A 22,774-nucleotide genomic window follows, 5' to 3' on the forward strand; every position below is an offset into this window, starting at 1 on the left:
GGCTCGGGGGCGAGCCGGGCCCTTCGGCGTACGCGGCGTGCGGTCAGGCCATCCAGAAGAAGACGGCGGTCATCCGCTTGTCGTCCAGGGTGGTGCCCCAGTAGCCGGTCGCGCTGTGCATCAGGTTCGCGGAGTAGAGCAGCAGCCGGTTGTAGCGGTGGGGGACGCGGACGTCCTCGGTGAAGGAGTCCGGGGGGACGAAGCGGGTGCCCAGGGCGTCGACCAGGTTGTCGTGCGGGGCCAGGACCTGGTTGCCGCCGAGCCGGCCGCCCGGGAGGTTCTGGCGGTAGAAGCTGGTGCCGCAGTCCTTGGGGGTGTCCGGGCTGAGGTAGAGCACGGCGGCGTAGCGGCAGAGGCTGCGGGAGTCCGTGTGCGGGCGGGGCTCGCACTCGTCCTCGCCGACGGCCTGGACGCAGTTGTGGTTGAAGGTGCCGGCGCGGTCCGGGTCCACGGCCCAGATCCGCGGGGCGCCGGTGGCCTTGCGCACCAGCCGCTCCACACGGGCGAGTTCGTCCGGCTCCAGGCCCGGCATGGCCCGCTGGCCCGGCCAGGGCTCGGGGTTCACCGGGGCGCCCTGGACCCAGTCCTCCTTCGCGAGGCAGCGGGCGCGGACGGCGTCGACGTTCGGCAGCACGTCGTCCAGGACCCAGTAGTCGCGGCCCCGCGTCGGCTTCCGGTACGGCAGGACCGGCAGTCCGGCGGGTCGGGCGGGGGGACGGAGAGGGGGACGGATGGGGGGATGTGGGGGGTTGATGGACATGCCGGGAACGCTAGTTCGGTCCTGGCGCGGGGGCTCCAAAGCCCTGCCCAAGGCTCCGACAAGAGATGGTGTGCGCTCGCCCATGGAAAGGAAAGGGCGCCCCCGCCCGGGGACGCCCTCGACCTCGTCGGTACGGATCAGGCGGAGGGGACGATCCGGCCCCGGACCTCGCCGAGGGCCACCCGGGTGCCGTCCGTGCCCGGCGCCCAGGCCGTGAGCACGACCTCGTCGCCGTCCTCCAGGAACGTCCGCTTGCCGCCCGGCAGTTCGATGGCGTCACGGCCGTTCCAGGTGAGCTCCAGGAGCGAGCCGCGCTGGTTCGCCTCGGGCCCGGAGACCGTGCCGGAGCCGTACAGGTCACCCGTACGGAGCGAGGCGCCGTTCACCGTCATGTGGGCGAGCTGCTGGGCCGCCGTCCAGTACATCGAGGAGAACGGCGGCTCGGCCACCACCTCACCGTTGATCTCCACCGAGATCCGCACGTCGAAGCCGCCAGGCTCCTCCTCCGCCGCGTCGTCCAGGTACGGAAGCAGCGGGAAGTCGCGCGCCGGCGGAGCCGTCCGGGCCGCGTCCAGGGCCTCCAGGGGCGTCACCCACGCCGAGACCGAGGTCTGGAACGACTTGCCGAGGAACGGGCCCAGCGGCACGTACTCCCAGGCCTGCACGTCCCGCGCCGACCAGTCGTTGAGCAGCGTCAGGCCGAAGACGTGCTCCCGGAAGTCGGCCAGCGGCACCGGCTTCCCGAGCTCGGACGGGGTGCCGACGAGGAAGCCGACCTCCGCCTCGATGTCCAGCTTGACCGACGGGCCGAAGACCGGAGCCGGGTCCGAGGGGGCCTTGCGCTGCCCGGAGGGGCGTACGACGTCGGTGCCGGAGACCACGACCGTGCCCGCGCGACCGTGGTAACCGATCGGCAGGTGCTTCCAGTTGGGGGTGAGCGGGTCGCCGTCCGGGCGGAAGATCTTCCCCACGTTCGTCGCGTGGTGCTCGCTCGCGTAGAAGTCGACGTAGTCCGCGACCTCGTACGGCAGGTGCAGCGTCACCGCGTCCAGCGGGTGGAGCAGCGGCTCGATGTCCGCCCGGTGCGCGGGCACCGTCACCCAGGCCGTCAGCGCCCGGCGGACGTCGCGCCAGGCGGTCCGCCCGGCCGCGAGCAGCGGGTTGAGGCTGGGCTGCGCGAGCAGCGCCGCGTACGGCGAGCCGAGCGCGTGCGCCGCGGCACCCGCGTCCAGGACGTACCCGCCGATCCGGACGCCGAGCCGGCGCCGCCCGGGCTCGTCGGCGGTGGAGAAGACGCCGTACGGAAGGTTGTGCGGGCCGAAGGGGTCGCCCTCGGCCAAGTCGAGCGGGCTGTGCTCGGACATCGGTGCGTGCCTCGCTTTCCACGTGTGTGGGGGACACGTTACGGGGCGGGCCGCCGGGCGCTGATGACATGGATCACACAGAAACTGCGGCCTCCGTGGGCAACTGCGCGCATTCATGCGGTTTGTGTGGTGAGCGGGCGTCGAACGCCCCTGCGAGCTGCGGAAAGAGGACTCCCGCGGGAACCCCTCCGGGCCTACGATCATGCTGGTGTCGCGCCGCGTGAGGTAGCCGCGGGCGCGCGCCCACCACCATTCTTCGCAGTCTTTCTCTCTGACCAGGAAAAGGTCCGCAACGTGAAGATCCGCCGCATTCTGGCGACCGCCGTGGCCGCCGCCGTGACCACCCCGGTCGTGTTCCTCTCGGCCGCGCCGGCGTTCGCCGACACCAAGCCGTCGTCCGCCCCGTCGCAGAAGCCCGCGACGCACGAGGACGACCCCGAGGACGACATGCCCTCGCTGGAGGAGCTGAAGGCCGCCGTCGCCGAGGCGCAGAAGGCGTACGACGAGGCCGTCGCCGACGTCGCCAAGGCCAGGGCCGACATCGAGGCTCTCGAGAAGGCCGACCACCCCCTGAAGGCCGCCGCCGACGCGGCGAAGAAGGCCGCCGACGCGGCCGCGGTCGCCAAGACCGCCGCCGACGAGGCGCTCGCCAAGGCGGAGCAGGCCGTGAAGGACCTGCCCGTCGACGCCACCGAGGAGCAGAAGACGGCCGCCGCCGCTGCCGTCACCGCGGCGAAGACGGCCGCCGACGAGGCCGCCGCCGCGAAGACCGCCGCCGACACGAAGGCCAAGGAGGCCTCCAAGGCCCTGGCCGACGCCAACGTCGCGGCGTTCAAGGTGCTCGGCCTCGCCCAGAAGGTCGAGAAGGCCGCCAAGGAGAAGCTCGACGAGGCCAAGGAGGAGCTCGCCTTCTACGAGGAGATCGGGGAGGAGTGCACCGAGGGCTCCGACCTGAAGGTCGCGCTGAGCGGTCCGAAGACGGTCACCGCCGGTGAGCCCGCCATCTTCTCGCTGCGCGTCACCAACACGTCCGACCGCACCCTGGACCTCGTCAACGCCTTCGCGAACGCCGTGCGGCTCCCCGCGGACGGCGACGAGATCGACGAGGACACGGACTTCGAGAAGTTCGTCCTGCCCCTCGAGTGGTCCTCCCCCGACGTCCTGGAGTGGACGTCGATCACCGAGAAGTACGACACCATCGAGGTCGGCAAGCTCGCCAAGGGCGCCACGTACGACGTGAAGCTGCGCCTCACGGTCGACGCCAAGGCCGCCGCCGGCAAGGGCGAGATCTTCGGCTTCGGCGAGTACGAGAACAACGACGGCTCCTGCGGCATCGGCGAGGACTACGCCGACGTGACCTTCAGCATCCTGGCCGCCAAGGGCGACAAGCCGCAGCCGAAGCCCTCGGAGACGACGCCGACCCCGGCGCCGAGCGCCACCACCGGTGGCAACACGAACACCACCCAGCAGGGCGGTTCCTCCCACACGCCCGTGAACGGCTCCCTCGCCGCCACCGGTGCGAACAACACCCTGCCGCTCGGCCTCGCCGCCGCCGGCGCGGTCGCCCTGGGCGCCGGCGCGCTGGTCGTCGCCCGCCGCCGCAAGGCCGGCGCGAACGCGTAACCAGGCCTGAGATCCCCCGTACGCGCGCGCTGTCAGCCCGCCGTGCGGGGGATCCGCTTCTCCCAGGTGCGGTGGAAGACGACCTCGCCGCCCTCCCTGCACACCACCTCGTTCTCGGTGCGGAAGGTGTCCGCGTCGCAGGAGATCTCGGAGCGGGTGTCGATGGTGACGTCCCAGGCCAGTTCGGGCCGGTGCAGCCGGATCGTCCATTCGGACCGGGTCCGGGCGGACAGCGGGCCGCTCTCCTCGATCGTGTAGGCCTCCACGGCGTCCTCGGTGTACTCCAGGCCGTCCGGGTACACGCGCGTGCCCCCGTACTTGGGGTCGACCTCCAGCCGCCACTCGCCCTTCGCCACGTCCCTGACCACCACCCGCTCGGGGCGCGGCTCCTCCAGGGTGACCGGGTAGGCGACGCCGAGCGGCGCGGACTGCTCGGGCTCCTCCCATTCGACGGCGTCCTCGGTGTGCGCGCGGACCGGGAGGGTGAGGGACGAGCCGGCCGGGTCGAGGGTGAAGCCGGCGGCGTCGGGCTGGGGCCAGATCCACGGCCAGTACGTGGAGGAGACCGCGAGCCGGACCCGGTGGCCGGGCGGGAAGGTGTGCCCGATGCCGTTCAGTTCGAAGACGAAGCTCTCCCACTCGCCGATCTGGGCCTCCACGGCCCGGTCGCGGCCGTAGCGGGCGGAGAAGTTCAGGGCGCCCCGGGTCACGAGGGTGGAGGAGCCGTCCGGGGCGATGTCGCAGAGCCGGGCGATCACCTGCCCGGTGGGTGCGGGCGTCCGCAGGTGGAGGCTCACGGAGGGCCGGCCCAGGATCTGGATGGGGCCGCCGTCCTCGGGGACGGGGAAGTCGAAGCAGGCCGAGTGGGCGTCCTCGTCGCGCTGGTCGGGCGGCAGGTCGGCGTCGTTGCCGAAGGGGAAGAAGCGGCCCGCGTCGATGCCGGTCTGCTGCGGCGAGTCGACGACGACCGGCGCGCCCTGGAAGCCGTACGTGACGGGGGTGACGTGCGGGGAGGGCCAGGAGGGGTCGGCGACCCAGCGGCCCGGGAGCTCCTCGTAGACGGTGGCCGGCGGGTGCGAGTCGCTGATCCAGGAGCGCAGCAGCGGCTCGGCCATCACGTCGTTGTCGGCGCCCCTGAGGTGGTGGTCCCACCAGCGCAGGGTCTCCTGGAGGAAGCCGATCGCGGGTCCTGGCGGCAGGCCGCGGTCGGGGTACTGGTGGGACCAGGGGCCGATGATGCCGCGCACCCGGTCCTGGGGGAGGTGCCGGGCGAGCCGCAGGACGGTGTCGCGGTACGGGTCGTGCCAGCCGCCGACGGCGAGGACGGCGGCGCGGATGGCCCCGTAGTCCTCGCAGACGCTGCCGTGCCGCCAGTAGTCGTCGCGGGTCTGGTGGGCGAGCCAGGTGTGGATGAGCGGCTCGACGGCCTCCAGGCGCCTCAGCCACAGCTCGCGCCACTCCTCGCCCGCGTACTGGGGGTCCGGGGGGCGGGCGACGAAGGCGAGCATGGTGGCGGCCCAGGCGTGCATGTCGACGCCGAGGACGGAGCCGCCCATGTAGTGCACGTCGTTGTCGTAGCGGTCGTCGGTGGAGCAGACGGTGACGACGGCCTTGAGGGGTTCGGGGGCGAGGGCGGCGATCTGGAGCGAGTTGCAGCCGCCCCAGGAGATGCCGAACACGCCGACCTTGCCGGTGCACCAGGGCTGCTCGGCGAGCCAGTTCACGACGGCGACGCCGTCGGCGAGCTCGACGGGGTCGTACTCGTCGCCGGGGAGGCCCTCGCTGTTGCCGTGGCCGCGGACGTCGACGCGTACGGAGGCGTAGCCGTGGCCCGCGTACCAGGGGTGGCGCTGCCAGTCGCGGGGTGCGGTCCAGTCGGTGAGGCGGTACGGGAGGTACTCCAGGAGGGCCGGTACGGGTTCGTCGGTGAGCGGGCGCCACACGCGCGCGTACAGACGGGTGCCGTCCGGCAGCGGGATGCGGATGTCCTCGTGGCGGGTCTCGTACGGGAAGTCGGTGCGGATCTTCATTGCGGCTCCTGCGGCTCCTGCGCCTCCCAGTCGACGGCGACTGTTCGAGACAAAATGCATAATCCTGGTCGTATCGGCTGATCACGAACATACCGGGGGTGACGGGAAGGCGCCCACGGTGATCGAAAGGTGACCGGATACGCTGGCTTGAGTGAATCGAGCGACACATCGACAATCCGTGTGACCGCACCGAAGCCATGTGATCGTCAGTAGACGTCAGCAGACAGGAGACCCCCTCGTGACCGTCGTCGGGCCGTTCGGTCTTAGCGTGCGGGACCAGGCTCTTGAGGCCGATGTCCAGACCGGTTTGGCGGCTGTGGAGGCGGGCCTCCTGGACGCCACCAAGAGCGATGTCCCCTTCATCACGGAGGCCGCGCAGCACCTCGTCCTGGCCGGGGGGAAGCGGTTCCGCCCCCTGCTCGTGATGCTCGCCGCCCAGTTCGGCGACCCCTACGCGCCGGGCGTCGTGCCCTCCGCCGTGGTCGTCGAGCTCACCCACCTGGCCACGCTCTACCACGACGACGTCATGGACGAGGCCGACGTCCGGCGCGGCGTCGACAGCGCCAACACCCGCTGGGGCAACTCGATCGCCGTCCTCACGGGTGACTTCCTCTTCGCCCGCGCCTCGCACACGCTCGCGGACCTCGGTCCCGAGGCCGTACGCATCCAGTCCGAGGCGTTCGAACGGCTCGTCACCGGTCAGATCCTGGAGACCGCCGGCCCCATGGACGGCCGCGACCCCGTCGAGCACTACCTCGACGTCCTCGGCGGCAAGACCGGCTCCCTCGTCGCCGTCTCCTGCCGCTTCGGCGCCATGATGTCCGGCGCCGACGAGAGCGTCGTCGACATCCTCACCCAGTACGGCGAGCGGCTCGGCGTCGCCTTCCAGCTCGCCGACGACGTCCTCGACATCGCCTCCGACTCCCACGAGTCCGGCAAGACCCCCGGCACCGACCTCCGCGAGGGCATCCCCACCCTCCCCGTCCTCCATCTGCGCGCCGCCGCGGCCGCCCACGGACGCCCGGAGGACCTGGAGCTCGTCGCCCTCATCGACGGCGACCTCAGCGACGACGAGCGGCACGCCGAGGCCCTGCGCCGGCTGCGCGCCCACCCCGCCCTGGAGCAGGCCCGCCGCGACACCGTGCGGTACGCCGAGGAGGCCCGCTCGATGCTCGCACCGCTGCCCGACGGCTACGCGAAGGCCGCGCTCGCGGAGATGTGCGACGCCGTGGTCCACCGCGCGGGCTAGCCCTTCTCAGGGTCGGGTCATCCCGAAGCAGTACGTGAGGTTGATCCCGGGGTCTGACGATTTCCCGCCGCCGCCTTGGTGAGATGGAGTCATCATCCACAGGGGCAGCACGGTACGGAGGTAGCGGAGACCATGGCAGAGACCCGTAAGGCGAGCCGGTTCATCGTCCCGGTGGCGGTGGCCGGAGTGGCCGCGGCGACCATCGGGCTCGTCCCGGCGCTGGCGGCGTCCGGCGACCCGGACCTGCCGGAGATCACGGCCCAGCAGCTCATCGAGAAGATCGCCGCCTCGGACACCCAGACCCTGTCCGGCACCTTCAAGATCTCCACCGACCTGGGTCTGCCGGCCCTCGACGGCCTGGCGTCCGGCCTCGGGGGCCTGGACGGCGGCGACGGCGGCTCCGCCTCGGCCGACCCCTCCGAGAAGCTCACCGAGCTCTTCTCGGGCAGCCACACCCTGCGGGTGGCGGCGGACGGCCCCGAGCGCCAGAAGCTCACCCTGCTCGACGGCTCCGACGAGTACAGCCTCGTCCACAACGGCGACGACGTCTGGGCCTACGACAGCCGGTCGAACGAGGCCTTCCACGAGAAGGGCGCCTCGTCCGGCGCGCCGGAGAAGGACGAGAAGCTCCCCGGCACGCCCAAGGAGCTCGCCGACGAGGTCCTGAAGGCCGCGGGCGACACGACGTCGATCACGGTCGACGGCACGGCGAAGGTGGCCGGCCGGGACGCGTACCAGCTGGTGATCAAGCCGAAGCAGGCCGGTTCCATGGTCGAGTCGGTGAAGATCGCGGTGGACGCGGCGAACGGCACCCCGCTGAAGTTCACCCTCTCCTCGGTCGAGGGCGGCAAGCCGGTCGTCGACGCGGGCTTCACGAAGGTCGACTTCGGCAAGCCGGCCGCCTCGGAGTTCACCTTCACCCCGCCGAAGGGCGCGAAGGTGACCGAGGGCGGGGCGGAGAAGGGCGACGAGGCCCCGGAGAAGGTGCCCGGCGGTCTGCCGGAGGGCTTCGAGGACTTCGGTAAGGACTTCCCCGGCCTGGGCGGCCTCGGCGGCTTCGGCGACGAGGGCGGCGAGGGCGGCGACATGAACGTCATCGGCGAGGGCTGGACGACGATCGCGCGCATCGACTCGGGGGCGCCGGCGCCCAAGACCGGCGAGGCGCCCAAGGAGGTCCAGGGCTTCCTGGACTCCTTCGGCGACAAGGTCTCCGGGAAGTTCGGCTCGGGCACCGTCTTCAAGACGAAGCTGGTGAACGCGCTCCTCACCGACGACGGCAAGGTCTACGTCGGCGCGGTGACGAAGGACGCGCTGGTGGACGCGGCGAACGCCGGCAAGTAGCACGGGAGTTGGGACCCCGGGCGGGTCGGGGGCGATGTCACCGACCCGCCCGGGAGCTTTTCGGCCTTACGGGAAGGTCAGCTTGAAGCCGCTGATGTAACCCGTGTCGATCGAGGCCTTGTCCTGGACGCGGAGCTTCCAGGCGCCGTTGGCGACCTCCGAGGAGGCGTTCACGGTGTAGGTGGTGTTGATGTTGTCGGCGCTGCCGCCGGCCCGGTTGGACAGGTTGTAGACCGAGCCGTCGGGGGCGACGAGGTCGACGACGAGGTCACCGATGTAGGTGTGGACGATGTCCACGCCGACCTTGAGGGTGCTCGGCGCGTTCCCCGTGATGCCCGTGACGTTCACGGTGGAGGTCACCGCCGCGCCGTTGTCCGGGATGGAGACGTCCGCGGTGTTCTCGAAGACCGTGCCGGTCGGCGGGGTCGTCGTCCCGGACGACAGGTTCCAGATCGCGTACGCGATGGCGTCCGAGTTCCGGTCGAGAGCCGTGTCGTTGATGTTCGCCGAGGTGTCGCAGGACGAGTGGTAGCAGCGGTCGAAGGCCTGGCCGGCCGTGCCGCCCCACTTCTGCGCCTGCGCCGAGGTCTTGGTGTAGTCGGCGCCGGAGAAGAGCCCGCCGACCGGGATGCCCACGTTCTTGAAGGGGGCGTGGTCGGAGCGGCCGTCGCCCTCGGTCTCGATCTCGGTGGGGATGCCGAGCCCGGCGTAGTAGTCCTTGAAGGTCTGCTCGATCGTCGGGTCGTCGTCGTAGACGAAGTAGCCCGGGTTCGGCGAGCCGATCATGTCGAAGTTCAGATAGCCGCTGATCTTCGAACGCTCGGTGCTGGGCAGGTTGTTGACGTAGTACTTCGAGCCGACGAGCCCGAGCTCCTCGGCGCCCCACCAGCCGAAGCGCAGGTGCTTCGTGGGCTGGAGCTGGGCGCGGGAGACGGCGAGCGCGGTCTCCAGGATCGCGGCGGACCCGGAGCCGTTGTCGTTGATGCCGGGACCCGAGGTGACCGAGTCCAGGTGCGAGCCGGACATGAGCACCTGGTTCGGGTCGCCGCCCGGCCAGTCGGCTATCAGGTTGTAGCCGGTGGCGCCGTTGTAGCTGAACTGCTGGAGCGTGGTGGTGTAGCCGGCGGCGTCCAGCTTCGCCTTCACGAAGTCGATCGAGGCCTTGTAGCCGGTACGGCCGTGGGCGCGGTTGCCGCCGTTGGCGGTGGCGATCGACTGCAGGTCCGCCAAGTGCTGCTTGACGTTGGCGAGCGGGATGTCGGGCGCGGCGACGGCCGCGGCCGGGTCGGCGGAGGCGCTGGTGCCGGTGAGCCCGGCGAGGGCGAGCGCCGCGAGGGCGGCGACCGCGGTGACGCGTCTGGGCACGGAGAGGTTCATGTGGGGGCTCCGGATTCCGAACGGGGATGGGACGGAACGTGCGAGACGCCCCGGGCGTGGGTGCCACGAGGCGCTGGAGCTGTGCGGATGCGCGACTGTTCAGTTGTGCGGTCGTTCGGTCGTGCGTGCTGAATGTTCAGTGAGAGTTTGACTCCGCGTCAAGAGCGGAAACCGGTCAGGAGCGTTCGCTCACCGGACGAGGGCGTCCTCCACCGCCTCCCGCACGCGCGGATCGGCGTCGCGCCCCAACTCCCGCAGCAGGGCGTCCACTCCGGGGCCCGGAGCCCGCCTGCCCGCGCCCGGCTGGGCGGCGCCCACGCCCCCTGCGGGCCCGCGTCCGTGTGGGGCCCGCGCCGGGGCCGGGCGGTGCCCCGCTGCCCGTGTGGGCAATCGGCCCGCAGGGCGGGACGGGTGGGCACACGGGACGGCGCCCTCCAGCGGCGCCTCCGCGTTCCGCGCCTGGACCCGCACCCCGAGCGGCGGCGCACACGTGGTGCGGGTCAGGGCGCGTAAGCCTCTGGCGCCGGCAAGGGCGCCGTCCGTTGTGCCCACCCGTTCCGCCCTGGGGGCACCTCCCGGACGAAGTCTGGGGGAGGAACGCCTGCCCACAACGGGCGCGGCCCCGGGCGGCGGGACAGTTCGCGCAGCCACTGGTGGGTGAGGGTGTACGAGGGGAGGACGGGGAAGAGGAACACGCCGCGCCCCTCGCCGTGCCCGGCGGCACGGAGGCCGGACCGGCGGACGCGGGCCGCGTTGGCGCCGGGGGTGAGGTGGACGAAGGTCGCCATGGCGGGGTGGTCGCTCCTAGCGGGCGTCGCGGCGGATCAGGGGCGGGCGGTCGAGGATCTCGACGTACACGATCCGGCCGTGGACCACGTCGACGTTGAGCATCCCCGTGTCGGGGAGCAGCGGCAGGCAGCGGTGGCCCTCGCCGTACGGGGTGCCCGGCTCGCGGTCCGCGGTCGAGACGCTCTGGCAGAAGTCGTCGGAGCAGCCGCATTCCCCGTACAGCCGCACGTCCCGCATGACGAGGGACAGGTCGCGTTCGCCCTCCTCTTCGAGGAGACGGACGAGCTCGGCGACGAGTTCGGGGTACACCTCGCGAAGGAGCGGCGGTTCCGGAGGCGGGGGTGAGGCGTTCACCCGGGGGATTCTGGCGGTCGGGAGGAGCCGCGGCATCCCGTTTATCGGGCCGGTGGAGTGGCGCCTGGGACGCGCGGTGCCGCAGGCGCCAGGCGAGCGAGGCTGCGGTTGTGCACAGGGGTGAGGAGGAGCAGGGAGCAGATGGCACCGATGAGGGCGCAGAACATGTCCCACTGGGTGTCCCACACGTCGCCCTGCGTACCCAGGAACGCGTCGGCGGCGTGGCCACCGGTGACGGCAGCCAGCCACTCCAGCATCTCGAAGACGGCGCTGAAGGCGAGGCAGGCGCAGATGGTGAGCGGGGCCAGCCAGCGGTTGTCGCGCAGCGGTGAGGTCCGGACGAGGAGTTCGCGTACGAGTATGGCCGGCACGAAGCCCTGCATGAGGTGGCCGAAGCGGTCATAGGGGTTGCGCTCCAGGCTGAGCCAGTCGCGCACCCAGTCGCCGGCCGGTACCTCGGCGTAGGTGTAGTGCCCGCCCACGATGAGGACCAGACTGTGCGTGGCGAGGAGTCCGCACAGCATGGTGCTCAACGGGAATCGTCTGCGCAGCAGGACGACCAGCGGCAGGCCCAGCATCACCCACACCGTTTCCAGCAGCCAGGTGGTCGGGTCCTTGGCGCCGAACGCCGACGCCACGAGCGCCGTGGTGACGGCGAGAGCGAGAACGGCCGGCAGCCGGCGGCCTGTGGCCGGCCGCGCGGTGGTCGACGGGCTGGTCGAGTGGATGGCGGACATCGCCGGCTCCTCGTTTCGGGGTGTGCCCTGATCCTCGGTCCACCGTGACGTCCTGGCATGAGCGCGCGTACTCAACCGCCGTACCTGAGTACCAGGTTGGGGGCCGGTCTCGCGGCCGACGGATCCCAGGACTTCATGGACCCACCGGAACGACCAGGAGGTCCGTCCCCTTCCCTCTCGTCGCCCGCCGTGACATCGTCCGCACGTGACCGACACCGCCGCCGGAGCAACGGGCTCAGGACGACCCGACGACCGCACCGCGTCCGCCCTGCGGTTCGCCACGGAGCTCGTCGCGTGGGTGGCCACGCCCTGGGCCCTGGCCGGTTACTCGTGGCTGCTCGCCGTCCTTTCCGTGGTGGTCCTGATCGGTCTTCCGACCCTCTTCTCCACCCCGGGGGACAAGGCGCAGGTGATCGTCCCGGTGCCGGGGCGGGTCACGATCCTGCTGGTACTGCTCCAGCTGGCCGCCGCCGTGATCGCCTCCTGGTACGCCTGGCCCGCCTGGGCGGCCGTGCCCGTGACCGTACTGGCCGCCGCGACCGTCGTGACCGAGCGCCGGCGCTGGGCGTGGCTCCTCTCCATCTGCGCGTAGGCCCCCCGCGACCGTGCCCCGTCCTGGGCGGGGGCACGGTGCGGCATTCGGATTTGTGCGAGCGCGCGAGGTGCCGGGCGCATAGGGTCGGCCTCCCTGGCAGTCGTCCCCCTCCGAAGGAGCGCACGCACATGAAGATCGCCGTACTGGGAACGGGCGAGGTCGGGCGCAGGCTCGCCACGAAGCTGGTCTCCCTCGGGCACGAGGTGGCCATGGGGTCCCGTACCGCGGACAACGCCGACGCCGCCAAGTGGGCCGGGGAGCACGGCGGGACGCACGGGACCTTCGCCGACGCGACCGGCTCCGCCGAGCTCGTCGTCAACGCGACCGGTGGGCACGTCTCCCTCGCCGTCCTCCAGGCCGCGGGCGCCGGGAACCTGCGCGGCAAGGTCCTGATCGACGTGTCCAACGCGCTGGACTTCTCGGAGGGCTTCCCGCCCAAGGTCGGCCTGCCCGACGGCAGGAGCGTCGCCGAGCAGCTCCAGGAGGCCTTCCCCGAGGCGCGCGTCGTCAAGACGCTCAACACCATGACGAACACCGTCATGGTCGAGCCCGGCCGGGTCCCCGGTCACCACAACGTCTTCGTGAGCGGCGACGACGCGGACGCGAAGGCCGTGGTCGCGGAGCTGCTCGCCTCCTTCGGCTGGGCCGCCGACCGGATCATCGACCTCGGCGACCTGACGAGCGCCCGCGCCGCCGAGCAGCTCCTGCCGATGTGGCTGCGGCTCTACGGGATGCTCGGGACGGGGGACTTCAACTTCGGCATCGCGGGGGCCTGAGCCCGCAGGTGGTCGAGGAGGCCCTCCGGCTCCGGGTAGGGCTCCTCGCGCGGCAGGAGCCCGGCGGCCGCCTCCAGGTCGCCGGCCCGCACCAGGCCGTGGACCTCCCGCGCCAGCGCGGTCACGTCCGTGATCGAGACCGTCCACTCGTCCGCGTACCGGCGGGACGCCTCGCCCGAGAGACCGAGCTGGAGCGAGCGGTACGGGAGGGGCTGCAGCCGCAGATCGCGCTCCGGGTCCCACTGGACCCGGGCCGGCGCCTGCCGCAGCTCCCGCTTCCAGGACGCCTGGTCCGGGTGGAAACCGCGCTTGTAGTGCGAGAGGCAGGCGTTCCGCAGGGCCCACTCGAAGCCCTCGCGGCTGATCTCCACGGCGAGGACGGTCTCCTGGCCCTCCTTCGTCCCCCAGCCGCAGCGGTACATCATCCACAGGAACGACGGCTTGATCCACGTCATCCGGTCCCGCTTCCACACGTCGGGGAAACGGCCGTCGCGTGCGGCGGGCAGCCCGATCGCGGGCCGGTACGCCTGGTAGACGGTGACCGTGCGCTCGGTGTGGAGCGCGCGGATCCGGTACTTCGGTTCTTCCATGCGCCTCAGGGTGCGGGGAGCGGCCCCCGCAGGGCCACCGGATTTCCGGGGACCCGCCCAGGGAGGGCCCCGGATTTTCCGGGGACGGCCCCGGGGAGCGCCTCTGGCGGTTCCGGCCGCCGCGGCCGCCACCCCGGCGCTGCGAGCAACGTCACGGTCCTTACGCCCCGGTACGCCCCTAATCTTGAGAGATGAACGATTCGCCCGGCTGCCCGCTGACCGACGTGGTCGCCGCGTACATGCCCCGGCTCTCGGAGTTCTCCTTCGAGCCGGCGCTCGTCGCCGCCGTCGACCAGCACGCGGCGGCCGTGTGCGACGCCCTGGTCCCGGCCCCGCCGCGCGGGCCGGAGAAGCGGACCCTCCGCCGGGAGGAGCTCGCCGACTACGTCCTCGGGTTCACCGACCGGCTCTCCGAGGCCGAGTGGACCGAGCCCGTCGGCCACGACTTCGCGACCCTGCACCTCACGGCGGTCTGCTGGCTGGTCCGGGAGCACGACCTGCTGGACGCGTGACGTCCGTCAGGGGGCGGAGGGGGCCACGGGGGCCGCGGGAGCGGTCTCCGTACGGGACGCGACGGCCGCCGCCTCCATCTCCGCGCGGCTCTTCCGGGCCGTCCGCAGCGCGTCCCAGGTGAGGACCGTCAGGGCCAGCCAGACGAGGGAGAAGCCGGCCCAGCGCTCCGCCGGCATCTCCTCGTGGAAGTAGACGACCCCGAGCAGGAACTGGAAGGTCGGCGCGAGGTACTGCAGAAGGCCCAGCGTCGACAGGGGCACGCGGATCGCCGCCGCCCCGAAGCAGACCAGCGGCGCGGCCGTGACGATGCCGGTGGCGGCGAGCAGCGCCGTGTGGCCGGCCCCGTGGTGGCCGAAGGCCAGGCTGCCCTGCGACCCGAGCCAGACGAGATAGCCGAGGGCGGGCAGGAACTGCACGGCGGTCTCGGCGGCGAGCGACTCCAGGCCGCCGATGTTGACCTTCTTCTTCACCAGGCCGTAGAGGGCGAAGGAGAAGGCGAGGGTGAGCGAGATCCACGGCGGCCGCCCGTAGCCGATGGCCAGGACGAGCACGGCCGAGAGGCCGATGCCGACCGCCGCCCACTGCGCGGGGCGCAGCCGCTCCTTCAGGACGAGGACGCCGAGGGCGATGGTGACGAGCGGGTTGATGAAGTAGCCGAGGGAGGCCTCGACGACGTGGCCCGTGTTCACGGACCAGATGTAGAGGCCCCAGTTCACGGTGATGACGGCGGCGGCGAGGGTGATCAGGCCGAGCTTGCGCGGGCTGCGCGCGAGCTCCGGTATCCAGCCCCAGCGGCGCAGCGCGAGCAGCGCGATGCCGACGAAGGCCAGGGACCACACCATCCGGTGGGCGAGGATCTCGATCGCGCCGGCGGGCTTGAGGAGGGGCCAGAAGAGCGGGACCAGTCCCCACATGCCGTAGGCGCCGATCCCGTAGAGCAGTCCCGCTCGTCCCTCGTTCTTCTCCGTCTTCACCGGACCTCCCGCCCTGTACGCCGCGCCTGTCCTGTCGAAGGTAGCGCCGCACGGGACGGGTTGTCATGCCCGTATCGCCATACGGTCATGACAGGGTCACGAGGCGGCGAGCGCCTCCTTGATCGACTCGGCGATCGGGGTGGTCGGGCGGCCGATCAGCCGGGCCAGGTCGCCGGTGCGCAGGGCGAGCGCGCCGAGCGCGACGGCCCGGTCGACGTCGACGAGGATCTCGGCGAAGGGTCCCGGGAGCCCGGCGCCGGTGAGGATCTCCAGGTGGGTCGCGGCGGGGACGTCGCTGTACGTGATCTCCCGGCCGGTCTGGGCGCCGACCTCGGCCGCGTACTCGGCGAAGGACCAGGCGGTGTCGCCGCTCAGCTCGTAGGTCTTGTTCAGGTGCTCCTCGGCCGGGCCGGTCAGGACGGCGGCCGCGGCGGCGGCGTAGTCGGCGCGGGGGGCCGAGGCGATCCGGCCCTCGCCGGCGCTGGCGACGACGGCGCCGTGGGCCAGGACCGGGGCGAGGTTCGCGGTGTAGTTCTCGGAGTACCAGCCGTTGCGCAGGAAGGTGTACGGCAGGCCGGAGGCGAGGATCAGCTCCTCGGTCGCCTTGTGCTCGTCGGCGAGCGTGAAGTCGGCCTCCGGGCCGCCGAGGATGCCGGTGTACGCGAGCTGGGCCACGCCCGCCGCCTTGGCCGCGTCGATCACGGCGCGGTGCTGGGGGACCCGCTGCCCGACCTCGCTGCCCGAGACGAGGAGCACCCGGTCGCCCGCCTCGAAGGCCTCCGCCAGGGTCTCCGGGCGGCTGTAGTCGGCGACCCGCAGTTCGACGCCGCGCTCGGCGAGGTCGGCGGCCTTCGCCTTGTCGCGGACGACGGCGACGACGGACGAGGCGGGGACGGCGGACTCGCCGGAGAGGAGGGCGTCGACGACGAGACGGCCGAGCTGTCCGGTGGCTCCGGTGACGACGATGCTCATGGTGCTTCCTTCTTCCCGTGGGGTGCGGTGGGGCGATGGGCTCACCCGATGGGCTCACCGCCTGATGCACTCACCGTACGACGGGCGCTAACCATTCGTAAGTACCCACTTTGGAGTAAGGTACTGGTATGGGAGTAAGCAAGCCGCCGAACGTGAACCAGCCGATGTGCCCCTCGCGTCTCGTCCTGGAGCACGTCACCAGCCGCTGGGGCGTCCTCGTCCTCGCGGCCCTCCTGGAGCGCTCGCACCGCTTCAGCGAACTGCGCCGCGAGATCGGCGGCGTCAGCGAGAAGATGCTCGCCCAGACCCTCCAGACCCTGGAGCGCGACGGCTTCGTCCACCGCGACGCCAAGCCCGTCATCCCGCCCCGCGTCGACTACAGCCTCACCCCCCTCGGCGAGGGTGCCGCCCGCCAGGTCTGGGAGCTCGCCCGCTGGACAGAGCAGCAGGTGGGCGCGGTCGAGGCGGCGCGCGAGCGTTACGACACCATGCGTGCGGCGTCCCAATGACGTTGTAGCCCGGGCGAGTTGATCCACGGGGCCGTACGATCTGCTCACCGATCGGGGGAATCCGTGAAGACCGTGGGGGAGCTGTGGCGTACGGGGACCGAAGACTGCTGCGTGCCTGCTGTGCCGTGATGGTGGGCGGGCTGATCGCGACCGGGTGCAGTACCGGCGACGACGGGAGGAAACCCGACGGCAAGGGGGATACGAGCGCGACGGCGGCCCCGACCAAGGCCCCGACCGCGACCCCCACGCCGACCGCCTTCGACTTCACCCCCGACCCGAAGCGCGCGCCGAAGACCGAGGCCGAGGCCCGGCGCCTCGCCCTCGCCGTCGTCGCGGGACCCGACGCCTGGGGCCCCGAGTTCGTCAAGCGCACCCCGTACCTCAGCGACCCGGACTACTGGCCCGTGCTCGACGAGACCTGCTCCTGGGAGACCGGCAGCCGTCCCTCGACGGTGCTCTACAGCCTCACCGCCTACAGCGAGATCCCGGCCGCCGGCGGCAAGGGCAACCTTCGGGTCGCCTCCACCGTCACCGTGCACCGCACCGCGACCGACGCCGACTGGGAGATGGCGTCCACCCTCGAAGAGGCGCTGCGCTGCCCCGACCAGCGGCTGCGCGCCGGCGAGCGCATCTCCGGGCTCATCTCGATCGGCAACTCGTTCGGCAGGGACGGCATGTACACCGCCGAGGACTCCCTCGGCGAACGCGGCTTCTACGAGCGCGACGACATGAAGGGGAAGCAGCAGTACGGCTGGACCCAGTCCCGGATCGGCCAGGTCACCGTCGCCGTCGTGGTCAAGGGCGCCGCCGGCTACAGCGAGACGGCCACGGCCACGACCACGGGCACGGTCCAGCCCCAGGCCAACGCCCTCGTCACCATGCTGCATCGCGTCCAGGAGCAGTTGGAGGTCCAGTCGTGAGCACCGCTGCCCCGCAGCCGGGACCCCAGCCCGGCGACCTCCAGCCCCTCCTTCCTTCCGACCCCTCGACGATCGCCGGCTACCGGCTCCTCGGCCGGCTCGGCGCCGGCGGCATGGGCGTCGTCTACCTCGGCCGCACCGCCGCCGGTGAACTCGCCGCCGTCAAGGTCACCCACGCCGACCAGGCCGACCAGCCCGACTTCCGGGCCCGCTTCCGCCGCGAGGTCGAGGCCGCCCGCCGGGTCTCCAGCCCCTGGGCCGTGCCCGTCACCGGCGCCGACCCGGACGCCCCCGAACCGTGGATGGCCACCGCCTTCGTCGCGGGACCCTCCCTCGGCGAGGCCGTCGCCGCGCACGGTCCGCTGCCCGAGCGGTCCGTCCGCCTCCTCGGCTGGTCCGTCGCCCGCGCCCTCGCCGCCGTGCACGCGGCCGGGCTCGTCCACCGGGACGTCAAGCCCGGCAACGTCCTCCTCGCCGTCGACGGGCCCCGCCTCATCGACTTCGGCATCGCCCGCGCCACCGGCGAGACCGCCCTCACCGCCACCGACATGGTCGTCGGCACCCCCGGCTTCCTCGCCCCCGAGCAGGCCGAGGCCCGCACCGACGCGATCGGCCCGCCCGCCGACGTCTTCGCCCTCGGCTGCCTCCTCGCGTACGCGGCGACCGGCCGCCCGCCCTTCGGCACCGGCGCCGTGGACGCCCTCATGTACCGCACCGTCCACGACGAGCCCGACCTCACCGGCGTACCCGAAGGGCTGCTCGACCTCGTCCGGGCCTGCCTCGCCAAGGACCCGACCGCCCGGCCCACGGCGGCCGAGGTCGGTGTACAGCTCGTCGAGGACACCCCGCGTGACGGCGCCGAATGGCTGCCCGCCCCCGTCGTCCGGACCATCGCCGAACGCTCCGCCCGGATGCTCGCCCTCCCCGAGATCGACACCACCGAGCCGGGCACGGCCCCCGCCCCGCCCCCGAAGAGCCGGCGCGGCTTCCTGCTCGCCGCCGGCGGCGCCGTACTCGCGCTGGGCGGCGGCGGCGCCGTCTGGGCGGCGCTCGGGGACGACCGGGACACCCGGGGCGACGGCAAGAAGACCCCGCCGCCCCGCACCAGCTGGACGATCGGCGTCCTCGCCGACCTCTCCGGCCCCGCCAAGGTGATCGGGCAGGCCCAGGAACGCGGCGCACGGCTGGCCGTCGAGCAGTTCAACGCCCGCAAGGACAAGCCCTTCACGCTCGAACTGAAGGTGGTCGACGACCGGGGCGACGCGGCCCGGGCCGCGGAACGCGCCAAGAGCCTGATCACCGACCCGGGGGTCGTCGCCGTCCTCGGCGCCACCACCGACGCCGTCGGCCTGGCCGTCCGCATCGCCTTCGAGGCGGCCGGACTCCCGCTGATCACGGTCTCGGCCGGACACCACCTGCTCACCCTGCGACCCGACGGGGACCCGCTGAACCAGACGATCCTGCGGGCCATCCCCAGCCACATCTTCGCCGGCTCCCACCTCGCCTACGCCACCACGCTGCTGCCGAAGGTCACCCGCCCCGGCGTCCTGGAGGACCGCACCGAGGACGCGTACAGCTGGCAGGTCACCGGCGGTGTGCGCTTCGGCTACGGACAGGCCGGGATCACCCCGCACTACCGGGTCGTCCCGGCCCGGGCCACCGCGCGCGACTACCGCCGGGTCCTCGGCGAGATGATCGACGCCGGCATCGACGCCTACGTCCACTGCGGCATCACCGAGACCGCCGTCCTCGCGGCCCGCGCCCTCAACGAACTCCGCTTCACCGGACCGAGGTTCACCGGCCAGGCCGTCTTCGGTCCGGACTTCCTCCAGCAGGGCGGGGCGGACGCCGAGGGCTGGTTCGTGTGCGCGCCCGTCGCCGACCCCGCCACGCTGAAGTCGGCCGCAGCCTTCAGTGCCGCGCACCGCAAGCGGTACGGCACGGCCCCCGCGTACTACGCGGGCGAGTCGTACGACGTCGTCATGATGACGATCGGGCAGCTGGTGACCGACGCGAAGGCCGGTCGCAAGCCCGCCCGCAAGGGGCTGTGGGCCGCGCTGCGCAAGCAGAAGTACACCGGCGCCACGGGGTCCTTGATGTTCAACGAGACGGGGGAGCTGAGCCCCGGCGGCACGTACGTCTACGCGGTGCAGAACGGCGCGTACAAGCCCGTGGGCGCCGCACCGCTGGTGCCGAACAAGCCCGCGAAGAACAAGAAGAAGGCCTGAGCCCGTGCAGCCGCTTCGCAAGGCCGATCCGTCGGCCATCGCCGGCTACCGGCTCCTCGGCCGGCTCGGTGCCGGCGGCATGGGCGTGGTCTACCTCGCCCGTTCCGCCGGTGGCGCGCTCGCCGCGCTCAAGCTGATCCGCGCCGAGCACGCCACCGACCCCGGCTTCCGGGAACGGTTCCGCCGTGAGGCGCGGGCCGCCGAACGGATCACGGGCCGCTGGGTCGTCCGCGTCCTCGGCGCCGACCCGGAGGCCCGCGAGCCGTGGCTGGCGACCGAGTACGTGCCCGGACCCTCGCTGGCCGAGGCCGTGGGCCTGCACGGCGCCCTGCCCGAGCCGACCGTACGGGCCCTGGGCGCCCGGCTCGCCGACGCCCTCGCCGACATGCACGAGGCGGGGCTCGTCCACCGGGACGTCAAGCCCGGCAACGTCCTCCTCGCCCTCGACGGGCCCCGGCTCATCGACTTCGGCATCGCCAGGACCGCCGGAGCGACCGCGCTCACGGCCACCGACGCGATGATCGGCACCCCCGGCTACCTCGCCCCCGAACAGGCCCGAGTGGCCGGCTCGGGGGAGGTCGGACCGGCGGCCGACGTCTTCTCGCTCGGCTGCGTCCTCGCGTACGCGCTCACCGGTGAACGCCCCTTCGGTACGGGCGCGGTCGCCGCCGTCGTCTACCGCACGGTCCACGAGGAGCCCGCGCTCGACGAGGTCCCGGACACGCTCCTGCCCCTGGTCAGGGCCTGTCTCGCGAAGGACCCGGACGACCGGCCTTCGGCCGCCGAGGTCCGCGAGGCCCTGGGGTCGGCGGACGGCCCGGCGGGGGACTGGCTGCCGGACGGCCTGCCCGCCCTGATCGCCCAGCGGTCCTCCCGGGTCCTCGACCTGCCGGTGCCGGAGCCCACGATGCTCGTGGACGACGAGCCGGCGCGGGGCCCTTCGCGTCGCCGGTTCCTGATCGGCGGCTCGGCGGCGGCCGTCGCGGGCGCCGGAGGCCTGACCGCCTACCTGTTGAGCCGTACGCCCTCCGGAGGCGCGGGCAGCGGCGGCAGCACGGGCGCCCGGCTCGCCACGTACACGATCGGCGTCGTCACCGATCTGAGCGGGGCCACGAAGGCCGACGGGCGGGCGCAGGAGCGCGGGGCGCGGCTCGCCGTCGAGACGCTCAACGCCCGCGCCGACCGCACCTTCGAGCTGGCCCTGAAGGTCCTCGACGACGGGGGAGACCCGAAGCGCGCCAAGGCGGCCGCCCGTACCCTGGCCGGCGTCGGGAGCCTGGTCGCCGTGCTCGGCCCGACGGTCACCGGGACCGACATCGCCGCCCACGACGAACTCTTCGACCAGAAGGTCCCGTTGGTGACGGTGGTCGCCTCGGCTCCGGCATCGGACCTCGCCGGACAGGGCAATGACCTGGCCTACTTCGAGGCCAGGGCCTCGCCCGACACGATGGTCGTGGCCTTCGCCCGGTGGCTGGACGAGCACGACCGCCGCAGGACCGCCGTCATCGAGGACCGGGCGGGCGGACGGGCGAGCTGGTTCGCCGCCAGAATGATGAAGGACAACCCCCCTTCGGGCCATACCGGCGGTGTCTCCACCGTCCATCCGGTGGAGGCGGACAGCGAGGACTTCGAGTCCGCCGTGCGGCAGGCCCTCGCGACCGGCCCCGACAGCCTGTACTACGCGGGGACGTCGCCCCGGCGGGCCGCGCTGTGCGCCAGGGCCCTGGTCCGGCAGGGCTTCAAGGGCCCGCGCGGCACCGGGGAGCAGGTGCTCCAGCCCGAGTTCCTGAGCCTGGCGGGCCCGGCGGCAGAGGGCTGGTACTTCGGCACCAGCTACGTCGACCCCGACCGCATGCCGGCCGGGAAGCAGTTCGCCGCCGCGTACCGCGCACGCTGGAAGCTGCCCGCGACGGCCTCCGTCGAGCGGTACGCGACGGAGGCGTACGACGTCGTCCACTGGCTCGCGCAGGCGCTGCGCACGGCGCTCGCGAACAAGGCGGAGGACGTGGCCATCGCGGTCGCGAACGCTCTGCAGCAGGCCCCTTACCAGGGGATCGCGAAGGCGTACCGGCCCGACCTGAGGAACAGCAAGGACGCGATGCTGAACGCGGTCTTCCTCTGGCAGGTGCGGGGCGGGGTCCCCACCTACCGGGGCCCGTTCGCGACCGCCGCGAAGGAGGACTGACGAGGGCCCGGCCCGCGGTGCGGACCGGGCCCTCGGGCGCAGGTGCTAACCGACGACCGTCCAGGTGTCGTTACCGGTCAGGAGCTGCCCCAGGTCGCCCTTCCCGTACCGCTCCACCGCCGTCTCCAGCTGGTCCGCCATCAGCGTGTCGTACACCGGACGGTCCACGGAGCGGAAGACGCCGATCGGCGTCTGGTGCAGGGTGTCCGGGTCGGCCAGGCGGGAGAGGGCGAACGCCGTCGTCGGGGTCGCCGCGTGGGCGTCGTGGACCAGGATCCGCGCCTCGTTCTCCGGGGTGACCGTGACGACCTGGAGGTCGCCGGTGGCCGGGTCGCGGACGACGCCCTTCTCGTTCTCGGCGCCGAAGCGGATCGGCTGCCCGTGTTCGAGGCGGATGACGGCCTCCTTGGCCTGCTCGTTGTCCTTGAGGACCTCGAAGGCGCCGTCGTTGAAGATGTTGCAGTTCTGGTAGATCTCCACCAGGGCCGTGCCGTTGTGCTCGGAGGCCTGGCGGAGCACCTCGGTGAGGTGCTTGCGGTCGGAGTCGACCGTGCGGGCCACGAAGCTCGCCTCGGCGCCGAGCGCGAGGGACACCGGGTTGAACGGTGCGTCGAGCGAGCCCATCGGGGTCGACTTGGTGATCTTGCCGAGCTCGGAGGTGGGGGAGTACTGGCCCTTGGTGAGGCCGTAGATCCTGTTGTTGAAGAGCAGGATCTTGAGGTTCACGTTCCGGCGCAGGGCGTGGATGAGGTGGTTTCCGCCGATGGACAGCGCGTCGCCGTCGCCGGTGACGACCCACACCGACAGGTCGCGGCGTGAGGTGGCCAGACCGGTCGCGATGGCCGGGGCGCGGCCGTGGATGGAGTGCATCCCGTAGGTGTTCATGTA

The 22,774-nt window shown here is 72.4% G+C and carries 21 protein-coding genes; 10 read left to right on the plus strand and 11 right to left on the minus strand.

Translation table 11 applies throughout. From position 1 onward, the window contains the following. Positions 1–43: 43 nt before the first annotated feature. Both ABT041_RS18140 and fahA read right to left on the minus strand, forming a co-directional pair. Positions 44–760 carry a DUF6445 family protein gene (locus ABT041_RS18140; RefSeq protein ID WP_351185292.1) on the minus strand — a complete coding sequence of 239 codons (717 nt, stop codon included), beginning with the start codon at positions 758–760 and terminating at the stop codon, positions 44–46. Between the two features lie 137 nt (positions 761–897). Then, positions 898–2,124: a fumarylacetoacetase gene (fahA, locus tag ABT041_RS18145; protein ID WP_351185295.1), complete on the minus strand. Its 1,227-nt coding sequence runs from the start codon at positions 2,122–2,124 to the stop codon at positions 898–900. A 294-nt stretch (positions 2,125–2,418) separates the two neighbouring features. Between fahA and ABT041_RS18150 the strand changes: the two genes are divergently transcribed. Then, positions 2,419–3,747, plus strand: coding sequence for an LPXTG cell wall anchor domain-containing protein (locus tag ABT041_RS18150; RefSeq protein ID WP_351185298.1), 1,329 nt, complete (start codon positions 2,419–2,421; stop codon positions 3,745–3,747). 32 nt (positions 3,748–3,779) lie between these two features. Here the strand turns inward: ABT041_RS18150 and ABT041_RS18155 are convergent, their stop codons facing one another. Continuing rightward, positions 3,780–5,777 carry a CocE/NonD family hydrolase gene (locus ABT041_RS18155; RefSeq protein ID WP_351185301.1) on the minus strand — a complete coding sequence of 666 codons (1,998 nt, stop codon included), beginning with the start codon at positions 5,775–5,777 and terminating at the stop codon, positions 3,780–3,782. Positions 5,778–6,015: 238 nt separating this feature from the next. Here ABT041_RS18155 and ABT041_RS18160 point away from each other — a divergent pair, with 238 nt between their 5' ends. Together ABT041_RS18160 and ABT041_RS18165 are read left to right on the plus strand one after the other, a co-directional pair. After that, the gene (locus ABT041_RS18160; protein ID WP_351185304.1) at positions 6,016–7,026 is read left to right on the plus strand and encodes a polyprenyl synthetase family protein; all 1,011 of its coding nucleotides are present in this window, start codon (positions 6,016–6,018) and stop codon (positions 7,024–7,026) included. Between the two features lie 132 nt (positions 7,027–7,158). After that, a complete protein-coding gene (locus ABT041_RS18165) occupies positions 7,159–8,367 on the plus strand; it encodes a LolA family protein (RefSeq protein ID WP_351185307.1) in 1,209 nt (402 codons plus the stop codon). A 66-nt stretch (positions 8,368–8,433) separates the two neighbouring features. Here the strand turns inward: ABT041_RS18165 and ABT041_RS18170 are convergent, their stop codons facing one another. The 4 genes from ABT041_RS18170 to ABT041_RS18185 all read right to left on the minus strand — a co-directional run bounded on the left by ABT041_RS18170 (position 8,434) and on the right by ABT041_RS18185 (position 11,624). Next, positions 8,434–9,744 (minus strand): M28 family peptidase, encoded by a 1,311-nt coding sequence (locus ABT041_RS18170; protein WP_351185310.1) that lies wholly within the window; start codon positions 9,742–9,744, stop codon positions 8,434–8,436. A 189-nt stretch (positions 9,745–9,933) separates the two neighbouring features. Then, entirely contained in the window at positions 9,934–10,062 is a 129-nt protein-coding gene (locus ABT041_RS18175) for a hypothetical protein (RefSeq protein WP_351185313.1), read from the minus strand. Between the two features lie 486 nt (positions 10,063–10,548). Beyond that, entirely contained in the window at positions 10,549–10,887 is a 339-nt protein-coding gene (locus ABT041_RS18180) for a hypothetical protein (protein ID WP_351185316.1), read from the minus strand. Positions 10,888–10,928: 41 nt separating this feature from the next. Continuing rightward, positions 10,929–11,624, minus strand: coding sequence for a DUF2238 domain-containing protein (locus ABT041_RS18185; protein ID WP_351185319.1), 696 nt, complete (start codon positions 11,622–11,624; stop codon positions 10,929–10,931). A gap of 205 nt (positions 11,625–11,829) precedes the next feature. Between ABT041_RS18185 and ABT041_RS18190 the strand changes: the two genes are divergently transcribed. Together ABT041_RS18190 and ABT041_RS18195 are read left to right on the plus strand one after the other, a co-directional pair. Next, entirely contained in the window at positions 11,830–12,216 is a 387-nt protein-coding gene (locus ABT041_RS18190) for a hypothetical protein (RefSeq protein ID WP_351185322.1), read from the plus strand. Positions 12,217–12,347: 131 nt separating this feature from the next. Next, entirely contained in the window at positions 12,348–12,995 is a 648-nt protein-coding gene (locus tag ABT041_RS18195; protein ID WP_351185324.1) for an NADPH-dependent F420 reductase, read from the plus strand. On the opposite strand, the gene ABT041_RS18200 is transcribed toward ABT041_RS18195, so the two are convergent. Continuing rightward, positions 12,944–13,585, minus strand: coding sequence for a DUF4291 domain-containing protein (locus ABT041_RS18200; RefSeq protein WP_351185327.1), 642 nt, complete (start codon positions 13,583–13,585; stop codon positions 12,944–12,946). The genes ABT041_RS18195 and ABT041_RS18200 overlap by 52 nt on opposite strands. A gap of 191 nt (positions 13,586–13,776) precedes the next feature. Between ABT041_RS18200 and ABT041_RS18205 the strand changes: the two genes are divergently transcribed. Beyond that, positions 13,777–14,097, plus strand: coding sequence for a DUF6401 family natural product biosynthesis protein (locus ABT041_RS18205; RefSeq protein WP_351185330.1), 321 nt, complete (start codon positions 13,777–13,779; stop codon positions 14,095–14,097). A gap of 6 nt (positions 14,098–14,103) precedes the next feature. Here ABT041_RS18205 and rarD read toward each other — a convergent pair whose 3' ends face one another. Both rarD and ABT041_RS18215 read right to left on the minus strand, forming a co-directional pair. Continuing rightward, complete coding sequence (gene rarD / locus ABT041_RS18210; RefSeq protein ID WP_502976518.1) at positions 14,104–15,012, minus strand: EamA family transporter RarD; 909 nt, start codon at positions 15,010–15,012, stop codon at positions 14,104–14,106. 156 nt (positions 15,013–15,168) lie between these two features. After that, positions 15,169–16,044: an SDR family oxidoreductase gene (locus ABT041_RS18215; RefSeq protein WP_351185336.1), complete on the minus strand. Its 876-nt coding sequence runs from the start codon at positions 16,042–16,044 to the stop codon at positions 15,169–15,171. A gap of 128 nt (positions 16,045–16,172) precedes the next feature. Between ABT041_RS18215 and ABT041_RS18220 the strand changes: the two genes are divergently transcribed. From ABT041_RS18220 to ABT041_RS18235, 4 genes are all read left to right on the plus strand, one after another. Beyond that, complete coding sequence (locus ABT041_RS18220) at positions 16,173–16,553, plus strand: winged helix-turn-helix transcriptional regulator (protein ID WP_351185339.1); 381 nt, start codon at positions 16,173–16,175, stop codon at positions 16,551–16,553. Between the two features lie 128 nt (positions 16,554–16,681). Continuing rightward, positions 16,682–17,473: a hypothetical protein gene (locus ABT041_RS18225; RefSeq protein WP_351185342.1), complete on the plus strand. Its 792-nt coding sequence runs from the start codon at positions 16,682–16,684 to the stop codon at positions 17,471–17,473. Beyond that, positions 17,470–19,701 (plus strand): bifunctional serine/threonine-protein kinase/ABC transporter substrate-binding protein, encoded by a 2,232-nt coding sequence (locus ABT041_RS18230; protein ID WP_351185345.1) that lies wholly within the window; start codon positions 17,470–17,472, stop codon positions 19,699–19,701. The genes ABT041_RS18225 and ABT041_RS18230 overlap by 4 nt, the downstream gene beginning before the upstream one ends. Before the next feature lie 4 nt (positions 19,702–19,705). Next, a complete protein-coding gene (locus ABT041_RS18235) occupies positions 19,706–21,886 on the plus strand; it encodes a bifunctional serine/threonine-protein kinase/ABC transporter substrate-binding protein (protein WP_351185348.1) in 2,181 nt (726 codons plus the stop codon). Between the two features lie 45 nt (positions 21,887–21,931). Here the strand turns inward: ABT041_RS18235 and ABT041_RS18240 are convergent. Beyond that, positions 21,932–22,774, minus strand: an 843-nt coding sequence (locus tag ABT041_RS18240) for a 2-oxoacid:ferredoxin oxidoreductase subunit beta (RefSeq protein ID WP_351185351.1), incomplete at its 5' end; no start/stop codon positions are given.

This window comes from Streptomyces sp. NPDC002825 (genome assembly GCF_040295385.1).
In the GTDB taxonomy this organism is placed as follows: Bacteria; Actinomycetota; Actinomycetes; order Streptomycetales; family Streptomycetaceae; genus Streptomyces.